Annotated in this window: 14 protein-coding genes and 1 pseudogene; 12 read left to right on the top strand and 3 right to left on the bottom strand. The window is 56.8% G+C overall.

The genetic code is table 11. The annotated features are described in order from the left end of the window. Positions 1 to 641 precede the first annotated feature (641 nt). Positions 642 to 1,466 carry a hypothetical protein gene (locus tag NZ823_04290; GenBank protein ID MCS6804347.1) on the top strand — a complete coding sequence of 275 codons (825 nt, stop codon included), beginning with the start codon at positions 642 to 644 and terminating at the stop codon, positions 1,464 to 1,466. A 274-nt stretch (positions 1,467 to 1,740) separates the two neighbouring features. Here NZ823_04290 and NZ823_04285 read toward each other — a convergent pair whose 3' ends face one another. Continuing rightward, entirely contained in the window at positions 1,741 to 2,436 is a 696-nt protein-coding gene (locus NZ823_04285) for a hypothetical protein (GenBank protein ID MCS6804346.1), read from the bottom strand. Then, entirely contained in the window at positions 2,426 to 3,367 is a 942-nt protein-coding gene (locus tag NZ823_04280; protein ID MCS6804345.1) for an ABC transporter ATP-binding protein, read from the bottom strand. The genes NZ823_04285 and NZ823_04280 overlap by 11 nt, the downstream gene beginning before the upstream one ends. A gap of 158 nt (positions 3,368 to 3,525) precedes the next feature. On the opposite strand from NZ823_04280, the gene NZ823_04275 reads away from it, so the two are divergent. From NZ823_04275 to NZ823_04225, 11 genes and pseudogenes are all read left to right on the top strand, one after another. Continuing rightward, the gene (locus NZ823_04275; protein ID MCS6804344.1) at positions 3,526 to 4,527 is read left to right on the top strand and encodes a 2-hydroxyacid dehydrogenase; all 1,002 of its coding nucleotides are present in this window, start codon (positions 3,526 to 3,528) and stop codon (positions 4,525 to 4,527) included. Between the two features lie 15 nt (positions 4,528 to 4,542). After that, entirely contained in the window at positions 4,543 to 6,213 is a 1,671-nt protein-coding gene (locus NZ823_04270) for a thiamine pyrophosphate-binding protein (protein MCS6804343.1), read from the top strand. Positions 6,214 to 6,331: 118 nt separating this feature from the next. Next, on the top strand, positions 6,332 to 6,982 hold the full coding sequence (gene plsY, locus NZ823_04265) for a glycerol-3-phosphate 1-O-acyltransferase PlsY (GenBank protein MCS6804342.1): 651 nt from the start codon (positions 6,332 to 6,334) through the stop codon (positions 6,980 to 6,982). Further along, on the top strand, positions 6,982 to 7,980 hold the full coding sequence (locus tag NZ823_04260) for an NAD(P)-dependent glycerol-3-phosphate dehydrogenase (GenBank protein ID MCS6804341.1): 999 nt from the start codon (positions 6,982 to 6,984) through the stop codon (positions 7,978 to 7,980). Before plsY ends, NZ823_04260 begins: the two co-directional genes overlap by 1 nt. A 40-nt stretch (positions 7,981 to 8,020) precedes the next feature. Then, complete coding sequence (gene smpB, locus NZ823_04255) at positions 8,021 to 8,479, top strand: SsrA-binding protein SmpB (protein MCS6804340.1); 459 nt, start codon at positions 8,021 to 8,023, stop codon at positions 8,477 to 8,479. A 21-nt stretch (positions 8,480 to 8,500) separates the two neighbouring features. Beyond that, entirely contained in the window at positions 8,501 to 9,997 is a 1,497-nt protein-coding gene (locus tag NZ823_04250; protein ID MCS6804339.1) for a leucyl aminopeptidase, read from the top strand. A gap of 148 nt (positions 9,998 to 10,145) precedes the next feature. Further along, positions 10,146 to 10,340, top strand: a pseudogene (locus tag NZ823_04245) (DnaJ domain-containing protein). 638 nt (positions 10,341 to 10,978) lie between these two features. Then, the gene (locus NZ823_04240; GenBank protein ID MCS6804338.1) at positions 10,979 to 11,938 is read left to right on the top strand and encodes an ROK family protein; all 960 of its coding nucleotides are present in this window, start codon (positions 10,979 to 10,981) and stop codon (positions 11,936 to 11,938) included. Positions 11,939 to 11,941: 3 nt separating this feature from the next. After that, on the top strand, positions 11,942 to 13,741 hold the full coding sequence (gene lepA / locus NZ823_04235; GenBank protein MCS6804337.1) for a translation elongation factor 4: 1,800 nt from the start codon (positions 11,942 to 11,944) through the stop codon (positions 13,739 to 13,741). Positions 13,742 to 13,746: 5 nt separating this feature from the next. Then, a complete protein-coding gene (locus tag NZ823_04230; GenBank protein ID MCS6804336.1) occupies positions 13,747 to 14,439 on the top strand; it encodes an LON peptidase substrate-binding domain-containing protein in 693 nt (230 codons plus the stop codon). A gap of 5 nt (positions 14,440 to 14,444) precedes the next feature. Beyond that, positions 14,445 to 15,125 carry a molybdenum cofactor biosynthesis protein MoaE gene (locus tag NZ823_04225; protein MCS6804335.1) on the top strand — a complete coding sequence of 227 codons (681 nt, stop codon included), beginning with the start codon at positions 14,445 to 14,447 and terminating at the stop codon, positions 15,123 to 15,125. Positions 15,126 to 15,741: 616 nt separating this feature from the next. Here NZ823_04225 and NZ823_04220 read toward each other — a convergent pair. Next, on the bottom strand, positions 15,742 to 19,874 hold a 4,133-nt coding region (locus NZ823_04220), incomplete at its 5' end, for a right-handed parallel beta-helix repeat-containing protein (GenBank protein ID MCS6804334.1).

The raw sequence follows: 19,874 nt of genomic DNA, 5'->3' as shown, positions 1-19,874 counted from the left end.
ACGAGTCCAAAAACATGCTGCGGAATGCCGAACCAGTGGGTTGGTTGAATCAAAAGCACCACCACCAACAAGGGGACGATGAAAATTCTCAGTAGCGTGAGCGAATTGGGTAAATTCAAACTAAACCTCCTCGTCTCATTCAGCGACGTGCATGGTAGGATTGAGTCCAACGCGTTGTCAAGCGAGCCTTGCTGACTCCTCTGAAAGTAGCCCACGAAACACACGAAGCTCACGAACGAATTGTATTTTCATCCTTCGTGGCGAGCGCGGAGCTCATGGGCGATTCCTGACTTTATCTTGGTCAAAGCGGCGTCGCGCCCTGCAGGCTTGCCGCCGCCTCCACAACGCATTCTCATCCGCTCCTGACTCTCTCTTGGAGTGCGCCGGCAGAGCGAAGCGGCGACGGCGCTTTCTGTCCCAACACTCGTCTAAAAATAGCCCACGAAACACACGAAACTCACGAAAGAATTGTATTTTCATGCTTCGTGGCGAGCGCAGAGCTCATGAGCGATTCCGCAATTGATTATCGCTGATGAAGTCTCAGAAGCTTATTATCGCCGGTGAAATCTCAAGACGAGAGTTGAGCATTGGCCTGGTTCCGCGGTATAGTGTGAAACACCTCGGAGAGGATGTGGAAGTATATGGCGTTTGAAGTTCGAGATTACATGGACTTGGTTAACCTCCTCAACACTCATCCGGAGTGGCGGGCTGAATTGCGCCGATTACTGTTGACCGATGAGCTGCTGCAACTTCCAGCGGTCGTCCGCGAGTTGGCTGAGGCGCAGCGGCGGACGGAAGGGCGCGTGGAGGAGTTGGCTGAGGCGCAGCGGCAACTGGCTGAGGCGCAACAACAGCTAGCCGCGGCGCAGCAGCGGACTGAAGAGCGTATCGCTCGGGTTGAGGAGCAGATGGTAAAAATGGTTGAGGCGCAGCACCAGATGGCCCAAACCGTGCAGGCACTGGCCGAGGATCAACGGCGGCTCACCGATACGGTCAGCAACTTGAAAAGCACAGTCCTGGAATGGAGGTACCGCGACCGGGCGCACGCTTTCTTCGGCGATTTGTTGCGGCGGCTGCAAGTAGTGCCGATTCAGTCGCTGGAAGAGACATTGGAGGCTCGCTTATCGGAGGAGGCTGTCAGAGACCTATTCCGGCTGGACCTGTTGGTGTGTGGCCGACCGCGCCATATACCCAGCGCGCCGGAAGTCTATCTAGCGGTGGAAGTCTCAGCCGTCGTGGATCGGCGCGACGTCCAACGCGCCAGGCGCCGCGCACGCGCACTGCGCGAGGCCGGCTATTTTACGATTCCCGTTGTAGCTGGAGAGGTGCTGACACAAGGCGCTGAGGACGAAGCCAAGGAACACCGGGTCGTTATCATGAAAGATGGCAAGGTGGACTTGTGGGACGAAGCTTGGGAAAATTGGTCACGCCGTCGGCCCGGCGATCGGCTGGATAACTTACCCTAGTTCGGAGTCATGGTGATTTGGAAATGCCGGTCAGTGTAGGACCATAGGTAACGCACGTACAGCAGCAGCGTCGGCAGACACCCAGGGGGATACAAATCCGAAATCCGAAGCTCGAAATCCGAAACAAATTCCAACGACCAAATTCCAAAGAATTTGAGGCACCACGTCGGAAATCCGAAGCTCGAAATGTGAAACTCGCAGTTGGTAGGATTCGCAAATTGCGGGAGGCATGACGAAAATCGCGGACGTGCTGCGCACGGCCATGAGATGAGCGTTATTGCAGGATCAACCTTTGCCGGTTGAAGCGTTGGATGCTGATATAGGAAACGATGAAGCACACGCCTGCAAACAGCGTCAGGCTTGCTCCAAGTTTGGACCATGAGGGCGACTCCATCACGAAATAAAAGCCAGCCATGAGTGGTAGGCCCATGAACAAATTCAGAAGGTGCTGGCTGCGGATATTGGTTGATTTGAGCGAAATGTAGACGCCTAGCGCGCTCGTGTAGACAAGCGCGAATATGGGCAGCGTGAGCATCAGGGTGAACTCCAACGCAGTGTAAGGGAATTTCGATGGATAGAGTTTGAACATCGCTGCATACCAGAGCACGCCAAGATGAATGACCAATACAAGGAGCATCACCGCATAGTTCGTGATGACGGTGGCGGCAACCTTGCCCAGATAAATAGCCGCGTCGGACAATCGGGTTGAGAGCAGCGTGCCCAGGGTTTTCTGCATGCGTTCACCGACAAAGGCGTTGATCGTTTGGCCTGATGCCAGCAGGACGGCTAGGTAGCAAAAACTCAACATCGCGGCGCGGGTCTGTCCGTTCCAGACTTGATCAACCGTGGCGGCAGGGAACACAAATCCCCAAATGAACAACACCATGATATAGCTGGTTGCGTAGCTTTTCAGATTGCGGCGGGCCACCATCAGCTCTTTCCAGGCGACACACCAAAGATCACGCAACATGTTGTCTCTCCTCGTCAATCAATTGTAAGAAGATTTGCTCCAGCGAAGCTTGTTCACGGCGAAGCTCGGAGACCGCGACGCCATGTGTGACCAGCAGGCGATTGATCTGAGCGCTCTGCGTTGGGTCATCCACCATCAGGCGCAGACGCTGTCCCTCAAGCTCTATAGATTTGACGAACGGCAGTGCGCTCAGTCGCGCGTGAACAGCTTCCGGCAAAGCATCAATGGTGACGGTGATGACCGAGTGGCCGGCGCTCTCTGCTCTGATATGATCGGGCGGACCGTGCGCAATCACGCGGCCATGATTGAGAATAGCGATGTCATCGCACACCCGCTCGGCTTCATCCAGATTGTGCGTATTGAGAAAAATGGTGACGTTCTCTGATTTCTTCAGCGAGAGGATTTCCTCGCGGAAGGCGCGTTGGCTGGATGGATCGAGGCCCGACGTCGGCTCATCCAAAAAGAGAATTTTGGGTTGATGCAACAGAGCGCGACAGATGGCCAGTTTCTGTTTCATCCCTTTAGACCACTCTTTCGGTTGTTGATCGCGTTTATCCCACAGTCCGACTTTCTCCATGAGCTCCTGGATGCGTCGCGCGCGAGCCTGTTTACCCATTCGATTGATGCGCCCGAAGAACTCCAGATTATCGTAGGCCGACAGGTACTCGTAGAGGCCATGGTCTTCAAGCAAGACGCCGATTTGTTCCCGTATCGCCGGGGCGTCGCGCGTCACGTCCAAGCCGAGCACCTTTGCTCGGCCAGATGTCGGCGGAATCAGCCCAATGAGGATGTTCAACGTCGTTGTCTTGCCTGCCCCATTAGGTCCAAGGAAGCCGAAAATAGTGCCCGATTTGATCGTCAGCGTGAGCGCATTCAGCGCCGTCGTCTCACCATATTTGCGGGTGAGATCAAAGGTCTCAATTGCATTCATCTGTGTGTCTCTTGATTCCTCCCAAGCCGAACAATGCTATGACCTAACGGCAGATGGGTCAAGTTTGCTCAGACTTTTGTCAGAAACACATCCCCTCATGGACGCTGAGCCAGGCTGTGATATAATCGCGGCTCCTAACACATCGCGGGAGTATCATCATGACGAATCAAGCTACAGCTCACATCGTTGTTCTGTCACCGGTTCCAGCCGCATTAGTGCAACAATGGCTGGTCGCGCAATCAGGCCGATTTGATCTGATCGTGACAAGCGCGGAAGGCGCAACCGACGAGCAACTCAATAACGCTTTGCAACAAGCCGACATGCTGCTTGGCGATTACACATTCCGTCATGCGATCACGGAACAGTTTTTGTCGCGGACGCCAAAGCTGCGGTTCATTCAACAGCCCAGTGTCGGCTATGAACATATTGATCTGAAGGCCTGCCGGCAGCGCGGCGTGACGGTCGCCAACACGCCGGGCGTCAATGATGTGGCGGTGGCTGAGCATACACTGATGTTAGCGTTGGCATTGTTGAAAAAAGCTATATATGCCCATCAGAGGACCAGTGAAGGGCAGTGGGTTCAGCGAGAATTGATGTGGGAACGCGGCATCTTCGAGCTGCAAGGAAAGACCTATGGCATCATCGGCATGGGGCGCATTGGTCGAGAAGTGGCGCGACGGTTGAATGCGTTTGGGACACAGACGCTGTATTACGATCCCGTGCGATTGCCTGCTGATGAGGAAGCCGATCTGAAGGTGCAATACAGAGCGTTGGATGATCTCCTGCGAGTCGCTGATATTGTCAGTCTGCATGTGCCGTTAACTGAGCAGACACGCGGCATGATCGGCCAGCGCGAGTTGTCGCTGATGAAGTTCAGCGCCGTGTTCATCAACGTTGCGCGGGGCGAGTGTGTAGATGAGCTGGCGCTGGCTGAGCGCCTGCGCCAGAAGAAACTGGCCGGGGCAGGCGTGGACGTTTTCTCTCAGGAACCCATCGCGGCCGACCATCCGTTGCTGCGCCTGGAGAATGTGATCTTAACGCCACACATTGCCGGCGCTACTGCTGAGGTGCGGCAGCGAGTGGTTCAGATGGCCGTTGGAAATTTAGTCAGGGTGTTGAAAGGTGAAGAGCCGTTGTATGTGGTGAACCCACGTACCTGAACGGAGGAGGTGACTATGACAACAATGCGGGGAGCTGAGGCGCTGGTCCAGTGCCTGAAAGCGATTGGGACGAAGCGCGTGTATGGAGTGATTGGAACATCCATTGTTGGGTTCGTGGATGGACTGTACGATGCACGCGATCAGATTCGGTATATTTCCTGTCGGCATGAACAGGTGGCGGCTAGCATGGCTGATGCGGAAGGCCGATTGACGCGGCGGCCCGGCGTTGTCGCTTTACATTCGGGGCCTGGCGCGTTAAATGCGATGATCAGCCTGGCTAATGCCGCCAAGGATTGTTCGCCCGTCATCGCGATTGCCGGTTCGATCAAACGCAAACTGCAAGGGTGTGACGGGATGTTGGAGATGGATCACGTGAGAGTCTTTCGACCGCTGTGTCGCGGCACTTATCGCGTGGAGGCGACCTACCAAATTCCGCTGATCTTCTCGCAGGCATACAAAGCGGCGATGTCAGGGCCTGGCGGGCCGGTGCTGATCGAAGTGCCGGAAGACATCTGGAATGATCGCGATCAGATTCGGTGGGAGGAGCTTGATCTGACGGTTGACCCACCGCCGCCGGTTGATGCCCAGCAGGTGCGTGCGATTGCCGAACGATTATTGCAGAGCGCGCGTCCGGTGATTTTGTCAGGGGCTGGCGTCGCTTATACACATTCAGAAGACCTGCTTCGTCAACTGGCCGAGACGTGGCAAATTCCTGTGGCCACGACAGGCAATGGGCGCGGCACGCTATCGGAGTTGCATCCGCTGTCGCTTGGACGCGCCGGTTATGCTGGCGGCACGCCGATGGCGGATGAGGCGCTGAAGCGCGCCGATTTTGTTTTGGGGATCGGCTGTACGCTTTCGGACATGACGACCTACGAATACACATGGCCAGTCAGTGGTGAGGTTGTGGTGGTGAATCTGGACACTGATAACGATCGAAAGAAAGTGCCGCTGCGAGCAATCTACGCTGATGCGCGCGATTTTCTTGTGGAGTTAACGCGCCAGTTGCAAGCCATGCCGGCGTCGGACCGCGCGGCCTGGATTGCCGAGCTGGCTCCTGTTCGTAGCATGTGGGAGAACCTGTTGAGCAGTGGCCGGAATGTTGATCGAACGCCGGTCCCACCGGCTCGTGTCTGCCACCAGTTGAGTCAATTGCTCAGCGAAGATGACATTGTGACAGTTGGGGCGGGCATGCACTTGCTCTATCCGATGGCGTTCACGCCGGCGCGACGACCCAGAACGTATTTGTCGGCTGTCAACTTTGGCGCGATGGGATTTGGTTTTCCGGCTGCGCTGGCCGCCAAGCTGGTGCATCCAGAGAAAAAGGTTGTCGCCATCTTAGGCGACGGCGACTTCATGATGACGGTGCAAGACCTGGAAACGGCGGCGCGAGAGAAAATCGGCGTGACGGTGATCATCATCAACGATAATGCGTATCGTGTGCTAGCGTTTCGTCAACAGGTGCACTTTCATGGCCGACTCTATGGCACGCTGCACGGCAATCCTGATTTCCTGCGATTGGCTGAGAGCTTCGGCCTGCGAGCTTGGCGGCTGGAGCAGCCGGATGAGGTTTCATCCGTGTTGTCAGAAGCGTTGTCTTCGGAGGCGCCCACGTTGATTGAGGTGATGACAGACCCGCAGGATATTCCGCCAACGAATCTGGAGGCTGTGATGGGCATGCAATAGCTCGTCTGTTTTGAGCATGGGATGGCGCGACTACCCGTCATCTGTGGGGTTCGCGTCGGCAGCATTGTGAACGACTATTCCCATTCGATACAATCTGCCGGCTCGGCACGCAACCATCATGAATCACTGGCTTAGTATCGTTCTTGCATACTTGCTCGGTTCAATTCCCGTCGGCTATCTGCTGGTCCGCTACGTGTTCGTGCCCGGTGAAGACATTCGTCACTACGGCAGCGGCGCGACCGGCGCCACCAATGTCAGTCGGCTCGCTGGATTGAAAGGAGCAGCGTGGACGTATGTCTTCGACGTTCTCAAAGGGACGTTCGCCGTGTTGGTGGCCGGTTGGTTGACGCAAGGTGAGCCACGGTGGATGGCTGCCGCCAGCGTAGCGGCGATTATCGGGCATATCTTTCCTGTGTGGATAGGATTTCGCGGCGGCAAAGGTGTCGCAACCGGCCTTGGCGCATATCTGGTGTTATCTCCGGCTGCTGTCGTATCGGCGTTGCTTGTGTGGGGACTGGTGGTGTATTGGAAGCGTTACGTGTCGCTCGGCTCGATTGTGGCGGCTGCATCGCTGCCGTTTTTTGTGTTGATTTGGGAAAGCGCTGTATGGCCTCGGCCAGGCCAGCAGATGGCGCCGCTGCTGGTGGCGACGTTGGTTGGATGTGGATTGGTCATCGCGGCTCATCATGAAAATATCAAGCGGCTTTTGTCGGGCGTCGAGGATAAGATGGGAGAACGCGATGTCCCCGGCATAAGGAGTCGGCAGTAATGCGCATCGCTGTGATTGGAGCGGGCAGTTGGGGGACAGCCTTGAGTTGTTTGCTGGCCGAACGGCACGAAGTGGTCAGGTTGTGGGGACACAATGCCCAACGCGTTCGGCAGATGCAGCAAACGCGGGAGAATACGCTCTACTTGCCCAATGTGCGATTGCCTGAGTCAGTGCTCGTCACCGATTCATTGCAAGAAGCCATTGAGGGCGCCGAGATTGTAGTGACGGTTGTGCCCTCGCATGCGTGTCGTCACGTGTTCACGGAGATGCGACCCTGGCTCAAGCCACGCATGATTTTGGTCAGCGCCACCAAGGGGATCGAAATACAAACGCAGATGTGTATGTCGCAGGTGATGCGCGATGTGTTACGCGAGGAGTTTGAGCCGCGTTATGTGGCACTGTCGGGGCCAAGTTTTGCCATCGAGGTCGCGCAGCGTCATCCGACAGCCGTTGTCGCGGCATCGGTCCACAGCGAGTATGCGCAGTTGATTCAGCAGGCGTTTTCCACGCCTTCGTTTCGCGTTTATTCAAGCACGGATGTCATTGGCGTCGAGCTGGGCGGTGCGGTCAAGAACGTCATGGCGCTGGCTGCTGGCGTGGTGGCTGGGCTTGGATGGGGCTATAACAGCACGGTGGCGCTGGCCACGCGGGGGTTGGCCGAGATGACGCGGCTGGCGCTGGCGCTGGGCGGACGAGCGGAAACGCTGGCGGGGCTGGCCGGCATGGGCGATTTGATGTTGACCTGTATGGGCGCGCTCTCGCGGAATCGTCGCGTCGGTGTTGAATTGGGGCGTGGCCGTTCGCTTGAGCAGATTCTACCGACGATGACCATGGTGGCCGAAGGCATTAACACAACACGGGCTACGTATGAATTGAGTCGCCGGTTGGACATCCCGATGCCCATCACAACCAGCATGTACCAAGTGCTCTATCAAGGAAAACCACCACGCCAAGCGGCTGAAGAGCTGATGGTGCGTCCGTTGACCAGGGAACATTGACAGACGATGTGGCGTCCGCTCTGTTTCGTTGCAGACTGCTATGACTGAAGATCGTGTGCTGGCAACCAATCGTCAGGCCTATCACAATTATCACATTCTTGAGAGGTATGAATGCGGCATCGCGCTGACCGGCGGCGAAGTCAAGTCCATTCGCAACGGCGGCATCAATCTCAAGGAGGGCTATGTGCAAATCAAGGGCGGCGAAGCATGGTTGCTTGATGTGCACATCAGCCCTTACAAGTACAGCCGACTGGCTGAAACCAAGCCGGTGCGCGACCGCAAACTGCTGTTGCACAAACGAGAGATTCGACGGTTGGCCAGTAAGGTGGCCGAGAAAGGCCTGACACTAGTGCCAACGAAATGCTACTTGAAGCATGGCCGGATCAAGCTCGAAGTGGCGTTGGCGCGCGGCAAAAAATTGTATGACAAACGGGAAGCTGCCATGCGCAAAACGATTGAGCGAGAGACGCAGGCCATCTTCAAGCGGCAACACTCTTAGACTGACAAGGAGAGGACCGACATGAACGTAGAAACGGCAATCATGCCGCTGCATGAACTCGATGTCGAGGTGCTGGTAGCCATCATGTTTGAAGGCGAAGCACTGGATGCATCACCTGAGCTTGAATCACTCAATGAGCGTAGTGGAGGCTTGATCGGTTCGCTGATCGCATCGGGAGAATTCAGAGGGAAGGCTTATGAAACAGCCTACATTCACACGCCCGGTCGGATAGCCGCGCGACGGTTGTTGTTGGTCGGCGCTGGTAAGGGTGACAAACCATTGAGCGAAATGATTCGCAACACAGCCGGCACGGCAGCGCGGGTGATACAGTCCAAGCAAGCCCGCTCAATGGGATTTGTATGTCGCTCGGCATGGGAGCTCGACAAAGCAGCGCAGGCGGCGACAGAAGGGGTTCTGTTAGGCATCTTCGATGTTGGCAGCTACCAGACACAAAACAAGGAGAGTCGGTTTTTTGATTCGCTAATCATCGCAGCGGCGGCTGGTTCATTGTCGGCGTTGGAGCGTGGCGTTGAGCGTGGCAAAATCCTGGCCAAGGCTACCAACTTTGCTCGTCACCTGACGAACGAACCGTCCAGTGAGGTCACGCCTTCAGAGTTGGCGGCGCAAGCGACTGCGATGGCCGAGCGATTCGGCCTGGATATTGAAGTGCTCGACGAGCAACAGATGCGTGATAAGGGGATGGGCGCAATTCTGGGCGTGGCGCGTGGCAGCGATGAACCAGCCAAATTGATCGTGATTCGATACACGCCGGATGGCGAACGTCGAGACGGTGAGTTGTTAGCGATGGTCGGCAAGGGCATCACGTTTGATACAGGTGGCATCTCGCTCAAGCCGGCTGAGAACATGGAAAAAATGAAATACGACATGGCCGGCGGCGCCGCCGTGCTGGGAGCGATGCGGGCGTTGGGTCAATTGAGACCGCCTGTTCCTGTGCTGGGTGTCATCCCGGCCACAGAGAATATGCCGAGCGGTCGCGCGCAAAAGCCCGGCGATGTCATTCGCTCGTTGAGTGGAAAAACGATCGAAGTGATTAATACCGATGCGGAAGGGCGATTGATCCTAGCCGATGCGATCACCTATGCGCGTCAATTGGGCGCTACGCGCCTTGTTGATCTGGCCACGCTGACAGGCGCTGTGACGGTCGCGCTTGGATCAGTGTATGCTGCCATTTTGGGCAACGATGAGCAGTGGGTCGCCGAGGTGATTGCTGCTGGCAAAGAGGCCGGCGAGCGATATTGGCCATTGCCGTTGGACGAGGCGTATCGCGAACAGATCAAAAGCGACATCGCCGACATTAAGAATATCGGAGGCCGCAAGGGGGGTGTGATCACAGCCGCGCAGTTCATTCAGGAATTTGTCGGCGATGTACCCTGGGCGCATCTGGACATTGCGGGTACAGCCTGGCTCGATGAGAAGAAACCATACATGGCCTCTGGCCCCACTGGTATCGGCGTCAGGACGCTGGTCTATCTAACCGAGCGGTTGGCCTCTCGATGAGCTGGGGTAACCCAACGTACATCATGTGGCCTTGCGCGAGATCGAGGTCTGTCACAAGATGCACTGGCGACCTGCCCGCGACGCACGAACTCCTCATTTCAGTGGTCGAATCGTTGTGCTATAGTTAAGCATTGAGGTCAGCCAGAAGATGATCACGAGCTTGTACGACATCTTGGGTGTATCCCGTCAAGCCAGTCCAGAGGAGGTCCGTTCGGCCTTTCGCCGCTTGGCTCGTCAGTACCATCCTGATGTGAATAAATCACCGAATGCCAACGAAGAGTTCATCAAGATTGCTGAAGCCTATCGCATCCTCAGTGACCGGCATCTTCGAGCGTTGTACGATCAAGGCCGGCTTGTCAGTCGGGAGGAAGCGTTGCGGCGGCACATGCGCGAGCGGCTGGCTCAACAATATTTCGATCAGATGGTGGACGAGCTACTGCGGCGCGACCTGGAAGCGGAGCGCGCGCGCCAGATTGCCGTTACGACAACGGTGGTCTTGTTTGCCTCGGCCTTTCTTGTCGCTTTGCTTCGTCCGCCGTTGTTTGATTGGCTGCGTGGGCCGGGCTGGATCGCGTATTTGGTCTTGTTTGGGCTCGGTATGCATGAGTTGGTGCGGAATCTCCGATTCATCTTGAAGTATTACACGGCTGATGGTGATACCTCGATCTCGCTCATGGGCGCCGAGCAGTTGGACGCAAAGCCTTACACGCGCGAGGAGGTGTTGATTTTTTTTGTTGTTGGTTATTTGGGATCGGTTGGACTTGGCTCGTGGCTTGGCTCGTGGCTTGGTCATGCCGGAGGTCAGCACAGCGACTGGGCGTTTGTGTTGAGCGTATTGCTGATTCCGCCTATGTTCGTTTTTTTGGTCATGCGCTTGCGGGCGATGCGCTTGTTTGAGAGCGGCGCGGTGATGGGCAAATGAGGCCGCAGGCAAGAACGCTCGCAATCAATGAGCGGGTGAAGAAGAAATAGGGTTTTGCTATGACACGTCAGGCCTGTTATCTGGGGTTGAAGCTCGGCCAAACCGATATAATGGGACTGCTGCTCGATGCGCAGGCCACGATTTTGGAGACGGTGCAGATGGCCTGGCCAGACAAATCGGCTGAGGCGGCACTGATCGCGTGCGTTCAGCAGGCGCAACAGAAGGCGTCAGCGCAACACGGTCAGTTGGCGGCCGTCGGTGTGAGTGTGCCGGTTTATGTCCGTTGGACTGATGTTGCAGCCGCGCCTGCTCCAGCGGCGTCCATTGGGGAGCTGGCCGGACGATTGACGGCGCAAACGCACGTGCCGGTGATCGTCCAGCGGCATGCCGCCATGTCTCTTTATGGAGAGTTTCATCGCGGGGCTGCGCTGAGCGCTTACAATGTCTTGCTAATTGACTTGGGGCCTGACATTGACGCTGGCCTGATCCTGCAAGGGCGGTTGTATCCAGGCTCTTCAGGACACGCTGGTGGATTCGGTCACATGACGGTTAACCCGGATGGACTGGAGTGTGAATGCGGCAATATCGGTTGCTTGGAAACGATTGCTTCGGGAACAAACCTGGTGCGACGCACCAAAGAACGCTTGTTCAGAGATCACTCATCGTCACTGTCGTCACTGGCGCGGCCAGAGCGAGGCGAGCTGACGCCCTACCGCATTGCGAAGGAAGCGCTCGAAGGCGATGATTTTGCTCTGATGATGATTGAACGGACTGGCCGATGGATTGGATTAGCTGTGGCCAATGTGGTCAATCTGCTGAACCTGGATAGAGTGGTGTTGGCAGGCGACATGCTCGTTGCCGATGAGCTGCTGCTGGGGCCTGTCAGGCAAGAAGTGCACAAGCGGGGCTTGGCGGCCACCACTTCACACGTTGGCATTGTCGCTTCCGCGCTCGGCGAGCAGGCCGGCGCCATCGGCGCAGCCTTGTTCGCTCGCGATTCATGCGCAGGGGACGCTTGAGTGATGAAAGCAGAGAACATTCGCAACTTCTCTATCATTGCCCATATTGACCATGGCAAATCTACGTTGGCTGATCGGCTGCTGGAACGCACCGGCGCGCTCTCTGAACGGGAGATGATGGAGCAGGTGCTCGATTCGATGGAGCTGGAGCGCGAGCGTGGCATTACGATTAAAGCTCATGCCGTTCGTCTTCAGTATCGCGCGCGCGACGGGCACGATTACGTCTTGAACCTGATTGACACGCCCGGTCATGTTGATTTTTCCTATGAAGTCTCACGCAGCTTAGCTGCCTGCGAAGGCGCGTTGTTGGTGGTGGATGCTTCGCAAGGCGTGGAGGCGCAGACGTTGGCTAATGCCTACCTGGCTGTCGAAAACGACCTGGAGCTGATCCCTGTTGTCAACAAGATTGATCTGCCGGCAGCCGAGCCCGAGCGCGTGCTGGAAGAGATTCGTACGGTCGTTGGATTAGACACCACGCACGCCGTGTTGACCAGCGCCAAGACCGGGCTGGGCACAGACGAAGTGTTGGAAGCGATCGTGCGGCACATTCCGCCGCCTCAAGGCGAGCTGGACGCGCCGTTGAAGGCGCTGATCTTTGACTCCTGGTATGATTCCTACCTGGGCGTCATCGTCATGGTGCGGGTGATAGACGGCGTGTTGCGCACGGGCATGAAAATTCGGTTGATGTCCACTGAGCGCCATTACGAGGTTGAGCAGCTTGGCGTGCGCACGCCCAAGCCGCAGCCGGTTGATCAGTTGTCGGTCGGTGAAGTCGGCTTTGTCATCGCCAATATCAAAACGATCTCGGATGTGCAGATCGGGGATACGATCACCGACGCTAAGAATCCGACCGCAGAGCCATTCCCGGGCTTTCGTGAAATGAAGCCGATGGTCTTTGCTGGACTCTATCCGACCGAGACGACGCATTATGAAGAACTGCGCGATGCGCTGGAGAAACTTCGATTGAATGACGCCTCGTTTCATTACGAAGCTGAATCGTCGCCGGCATTAGGATTTGGCTTTCGTTGTGGCTTCCTTGGCTTGTTGCACATGGAGATTGTGCGCGAACGATTGGAGCGAGAGTTCGGCCTTGAGTTAATCATCACGGCGCCGAGCGTCCGCTATCGCGTGCTGCTGCGTAACGGTCGAACTATCGAAGTAGATAACCCAGCCAAGCTGCCCGATCCAGCAGCAATCGAGCGGCTGGAAGAGCCAATCATCGAAGCGATGATTGCCACGCCGGCTGAGTATGTCGGCCCGTTGTTGCGGCTGCTTGAGGAAAAGCGCGGTCGTCAGAAGAGATTTGATTATCTATCGCCCACCCGCGTATTGCTCACCTACGAGTTGCCGCTGGGCGAAGTCGTGCTCGATTTTTATGACCGACTCAAGACGCTCACACGCGGCTATGCCTCATTGGACTACCAGCCAGCCGGCTATCGTGAGGCTGATCTGGTGCGACTGGATATCCTCGTAGCCGGCGAGCCGGTGGATGCGCTCTCGTTGATCGTTCATCGCGATCAAGCCTACGCCCGCGGCCGCGAATTAGTCGAAAAAATGCGCAAGCTGATTCCTCGTCAATTATTCGAGGTGCCCATTCAGGCGTCCATCGGGCATCGCGTTATCGCCCGCGAAACCGTCCGCGCGATTGGCAAAAACGTATTGGCCAAATGCTATGGCGGCGACATCACCAGGAAACGAAAGTTGCTCGAAAAACAGAAAGAAGGGAAGCGGCGTATGAAAAAGGTCGGACGCGTGGAAATCCCGCAGGAAGCCTTTCTCGCCGTATTGAAAGTCAACGAATAAATTTCATGCTGGAGAAGCTCAAACAGATTCAACATTTGCCTATCTTCCCACTGCCGATTGTGTTGCTGCCGGGGATGTTGGTGCCGTTGCACATTTTTGAGCCACGCTATCGCCAGATGCTGCGAGATTGCTTAGACGGCTACCGGTTGTTCGGCGTGACCTATCATCCCGATTCGACCGTCGGTGTGTTGGTCGTGCCGCTGGTGGGCAGCATCGGCTGCGCAGCTCATATCATGTCGGTCGTGCCGCTGGAAGATGATCGGTCCAACATTCTGACAGCCGGCGTGTGCCGTTACAAGATACTGGAATACCTCCGGCAAGATCCTTATCTGGTGGCGCACATCGAGTTTTTTGAAGATGAGCCGTCGCACTCAGACGTGCCGACGGATTTAGTGCAATCGGTGACGGAGTTGTTTGGGCGATTCTTGCGGGCTGTCCGCACCTTGCGGGATGCGCCGATGGCTCGACAGGCGTTGCCTGAGCCGCTTGAGCAGCTCTCATTTACGATCGCGTCAGCAGTGCTGACCGAGGTTGAAGATCAGTTTGAAGTCCTTCAAATGCGCTCCACTGAGCAACGGTTTCAGTATCTGGAAAACCAGTTGATGAACATCATTCCTGAGCTGGAAGAGCGGGCCAGCGAGCACAACGCAATGAAAAGCAACGGCCATCGAAAAGGCGGATGGCGTCGAAACGGGTGACGCTTATGAGCGAGATTGATGTGCGATTTTTCGGTCAGTGCAAGCAATTAACGGGCGTGGAGAGTCTTCGCCTTCGTCTGCCTGAGCCGAGTTCTGTGCAGGCTGTGTTGGCGCTTCTGTATGAGCGTTATCCATCGTTGACCAAGCTTGCTGATCGTTTATTGGTGGCGGTCAATGAGCAGTATGCGCCGTTGGACGCATCTGTGGTTGATGGCGATACGGTGGCTGTCTTTCCTCCGGTCAGCGGCGGTCAATCAGATGATCTGTTTGCCCTGACACGTGAGCCGATTGACACGCCGGGATTGGTCAGGCGATTGCTGCGCCATCAGGATGGAGCCGTGGTGACGTTTGAGGGCGTCGTGCGCGACCACTCGATGGGGAAGGCTGTTCTCTATCTTGAGTATGAAGGCTACGAGCCGATGGCCATGAAAATGTTGCATCAGATTGGACAAGAAATTCATGAGCGATGGCCGATTGATCGAGTGGGGATCATCCATCGGCTCGGTCGTCTGCAAATCGGAGAAACCAGCGTTGCTATTGTGGTTACTTCGGCCCATCGAAAGCAGGCCTTTGAAGCCTGTCAGTATGCGATTGATCGGTTGAAGAAGATCGTCCCCATTTGGAAGCGTGAATACTTCCATGACGGCGCGGTGTGGGTGGACGGTGAATCGTGCGCACACCAGTGACGAGCCGCCATGATTCTTTACCAGAAGAAATACCAATAGCGCGGGAAAGGCATGCTTGATGAAGCAACATGGAGAGCAGCAGCGGAACATCTGAAGCAGCCGTCTCCGATTTCTGCGCGCCTTGTCTCAGAACCCAGAGCGATTTTAATTGCCTTTAGCTTAGGGACTCCGCACCTTGCGGGCTAATGCGGTGGAAGCATGCGCTCCCGGTTCAGCATTTTTTGCGCGATGCCGGCGTGCTCACTTTGCAGGCTAATGCACGGTGGAAGCATGCGCTCCCAGGGTAAACTCGTTGGCAAACCGCTATAAGCCCACGAAACACGCTAGCGACATGAAAGACTCTCTTTCTCACCGTTCGTAGCGTGCGTGGGCTTATGAGCGATCTCTCGGACAATAACCGCAGAGGCCCTGACGACGCAGAGAAACGAGGCACTCATGTTGCGAGAGCGGTTGAGGCGTGAACCTGCACAGCCAACGAACGCCGTGGTCTAAGCGGAACGGTTATTGGCAGCGGTTGAAGGCGTTGAAATTGTGAACCTGCACAGCCAACGAGCCACAGAAGCTGATGCTGCGCGCGCTGTGCTTCTGTGACTCGATGGCTTTCTGGAAGTCAGGTTTATGGAGTTTGGGCGATAACCGTCACAGGTGGTGAAAACTCCGACGTGTTGCCGGCGGCATCGGTGGCTGTTGCCACGATCTTGTCGCCGTTCAGCACTCTGGTGCCCACGTTGATGTTGACCGATTTACCGCCTACACGCCCGATGTCGGTTTCCCCAAAATTATCCGAGCCGAGAAACAGCATCCCTTGACCACTATCATCAGCTTTGAAGAATTCAACGCGAACCGGATAGGTCGTGTTTGCCGCTGATGAGGGGATCAAGTAAGCGACCGTCAGCGAGGTGCCGCTCAGCACTCCGCGGTCGAAATTGGGATAATTTTGCAGGCGATTAGCGCCATCATCGCCATCTTGAGCAATACCGCCGTCGTTAGGTGTTGGCCCTTCAGGGCCAAGGTCAATGCCTAGGCCCACATTGCCGAAGATGGAATTGCCTTGAATGGAATTACCGATCGGGTGCGGCGTGCCCAGCGGCGGCGCAGTCGGGGAATTAGGAATGCGGACGCCGGCGCCATTGTTATAAGCAATGGTATTACCCAAGGCGGCTGTAGTTCCGCCAATCGCATTGCCATTGGCCGCATCATCAATTAGCACGCCATGCGAGCCATTGCCGAGCCGACCCATGCCATCGAGTCGAGTCCCGATGAAATTAGCGCGCACCAGATTGCCCGTCGAGCCGCCGCCCGTGATGCGCACGCCAACACCGGTGTTGCCGGAAATGATATTGCGCGCGGTGGCCGCCGTACCGCCGATGGTATTGCCAGGAGCATTATCAATCAGGACGCCGTCGGTGCCGTTGGGCAGTGCGGCTGTGCCGGTCGTGTCCAGGCCGATAAGGTTGTTGGCCACCGTATTGCCTCTGGCGGCCGGTCCCGTGATGCGCACGCCAGCGCCCGCGTTGGCCGAAATGATGTTTCGCACGCCAGCCGCCGTGCCACCGACCGTGTTGCTCGGCGCGTTGTTGATCAGCACACCATCGCCGCCGTTTGGTAACGGCAGTGTGCCAGAGATGTCCGTGCCAATATGATTGGCTTGCACGGCAGCAGCGCTCGTTTCACTACCGACCAGACGAATCCCGGCGTCACGGTTTCCTGAGATGATATTTCGCGCGGTGGCCGCCGTGCCGCCGATAGTCGTTGCTGGAGCGCCTTCCACCACGATCCCATCCGTGCCGTTGGGCAGCGCGACGGTGCCGTTGACATTAGCGCCGATCACGTTATTGGCGATCGTTGTGCCTCGCGCCTCGCTGCCCGTAATGCGAATGCCGGCGTTGCGATTGCCTGAGATCAGATTGCGCGCCGTGGTGGCTGTGCCGCCCACGGTTGTGCCCGGCGCATTCTCGATGAACACGCCATTCTGGTCATTGGGCAACGCAGCAAGGCCCGTGCTGTCAACGCCCACGTAATTGCCTTGCACAGATGTGGTCCGAGCCGTTGGGCCGACTACGTGGATGCCGTTGGCGCGATTGCCCGAGATGACGTTGCGCGCGCCAGCAGCACTGCCGCCGATTGTCGTCGTCGGCGCGCCCTCTATCAAGATACCGTTGGTCGCGTTCGGGATCGGCGCGTTACCGGTGGCATCCGTGCCAATCAGGTTACCGACAATGTCGTTGCCGGCGGCTACGCTCCCGACGATGTGAATGCCTGCCGATTGGTTTCCAGAGATCACATTGCGGGCATTGGTCGCTGTGCCGCCGATGGTGTTGTTCGGCGCCGAGGAGAGCAACAGGCCGCCTGATCCATTTGGCAGCGCCGCGCGGCCTGCCACGTTCAATCCGATCAGATTGCCCTGGATTGTATTGCCAGCCGATTCCGCGCCAACGATCAGGATGCCATAGTCGTTATTGCCGGAGATCAGATTGCCGGCTCCCGCTGCTGTGCCCCCGATGGTGTTGGTGGGCGCGCTGTTGATGAAGATGCCGTCAAATTGATTGGCCAGCGCGCTCATCCCCGTGGCGTTCGTGCCGATGAAATTGCCTTGAACGCGATTGCCCGACGCCGTGCTGCCGGTGATGCGAATGCCGCGTCCACGATTGCCGGAAATCACATTGCGGGCTGCCTCGGTTGTGCCGCCGATCGTGTTGTTAGGGCTGATTTCAATGCTGATCCCATCACCGTTGTTGCTGACGGCCATCGTGCCGGTGGCATCCGTGCCAATGTAGTTGCCAAGCACTTGATTGCGATCCCGGCGGAAAATGACAATGCCTTCGGCGTTGTTACCCGAAATGACATTGCCCATGCCGGCCGTGGCGCCGCCGATCGTGTTTTGTGCTGCGTTCAGAAACACTCCATTGACGCCGTTGCCGAGCGGTGTTGTGCCGTTGACTGCGACGCCGATGAAGTTTCCTTGAGCTTGATTGCCGGTGACGTTACCGCCACTGAAGGAGAGGCCATGACGACCATTGCCCGAAATCACGTTGCCCATGCCGGCCGTGGCGCCGCCAATCGTGTTAGTTTGCGCTTCGATCAGGCTGACCCCGTCGAAGACATTCGGCAAAGCGGCAGTCCCTGCGGCATTCGTGCCGATGAAATTGCCTTGAATGGCATTGGCCGTAGCGCCGCCGGCGAGCAAAACACCATTGCTTCGGTTGCCGGAGATCACATTGCGGGCCGACGCTGTTGTGCCGCCAATCGTGGTGCGCGTGGCTTCGCTGGCAACGCCGTTGCCTACATTGCCCAAGTTGGTTGCATTGTTGCTGTTGGTGCCGATGAAATTGCCTTGCACGACATTGCCAGCGGCTGTAGTGCCAGAACCGGCAATTTCAACGCCATTGCCGCCATTGGCCGCGATGATATTGGCAGCGCCGGCTGTCACCCCGCCGACCGTATTTGTCGCTGCGTTGACGATCAACACGCCGCTATCGCCATTGCCGGCAGCGGCTGCGCCTGACGCATCAGTCCCAATCAGATTACCTTGCACGAGGTTGCCGGTAGCCATCGTATCCAAGATGAACACGCCGCTGCCTCCATTTTGCGAGATGACGTTGCGAGCCGCGTCGGTTGTGCCGCCGATGCGATTGCTACGCGAATCGTTGACGAACACGCCGTTGCCTCTGTTACCCGGCGGACCGCTGCTACCGATGCGCATGCCGATGAAATTTCCTTCAACGATGTTGTTGCCGCCCGTGCGAAGGTGAACGCCGTTTCCGGGGAATCCACCGATAGCCAATCCGCGAACCGTACTATTACCGCCGGCGAAGACCAATCCATCCCCAAACGTTCCGGAGGCTGTGCCGTTCAACACAATCAGCGGCGTGCCACTGAAGCCCGGTTGAGTCGTGCCATCAATGGTCACCGGATTGGTGATGATCGGCAGCGGAGACCGTGGCGTGATCACGTGAGGTCCGGCGCCGGGAATGTTGAAAACGATGGTATCGGCTGCCGCCGTCAAGAGAGCCTCTTGCAGAGCGGCGCGCAATGTGCAGTTGCCAGATGCATCAGCGCACACACCATTGGTTAGGTCATTATCGCCGGCGTCAGCCGTTGAGTTGACGGTGAATGTTGCATGAGGCGATGTGAGCAGGATCGTTGGCGCCGTCTGATTAGCATGCAACATGACGATGTCGTCGAGCGCGTCAGCATTCAACCGCATCGCAACGAGCGCAATAGGCGGATGTGATGCAGTGAATGCCGCTGTCAGAGAGCGAAGCGGAGCCGGATTGCTGGAATGATTCACCGGCTGCGACAAGCCAGAAAAAATTTCAAGAGCCTGATTGACGCGATCAATTGTGACAAGGTCATCTGTCGGCAAACCGGATACGCGCATGGAGCTCACTTGCCAGAGTTGGCGTGATGCGTCCATCTGAACCGGCGTCAGGCTCCATGCCGCTGAACCCGCGCCTTTGGCTTTTCGCTGTGGCCGGGAGACCGGACTGAGCATCTCGATGGTCTCATCCGACAAGGCGACAGCAATGTCACTGCGACGATGCGCGTCGTTGACAAAATCACCAAGCGCGACCAGTTTGATAGTGGCAGCAAACGATACACTTTCCTGTATCGGTCGCGTTTCGACACTCATGCTTGTTTGATCCTGCCCGTAAATGATTGTCAACTGATTGGCGGCAGCGACGACCAAATCCACTAGGTCATCGTCGTTGACGCGGCCAAGTTCAACAGCGTTGATCGAGCCGGCGA

Source organism: Blastocatellia bacterium (genome assembly GCA_025054955.1).
GTDB lineage: Bacteria > Acidobacteriota > Blastocatellia > HR10 > J050 > JANWZE01.
The sequence above is the reverse complement of the archived record's forward strand: the minus strand, read 5'-3'. Positions and strand labels throughout refer to the sequence as shown.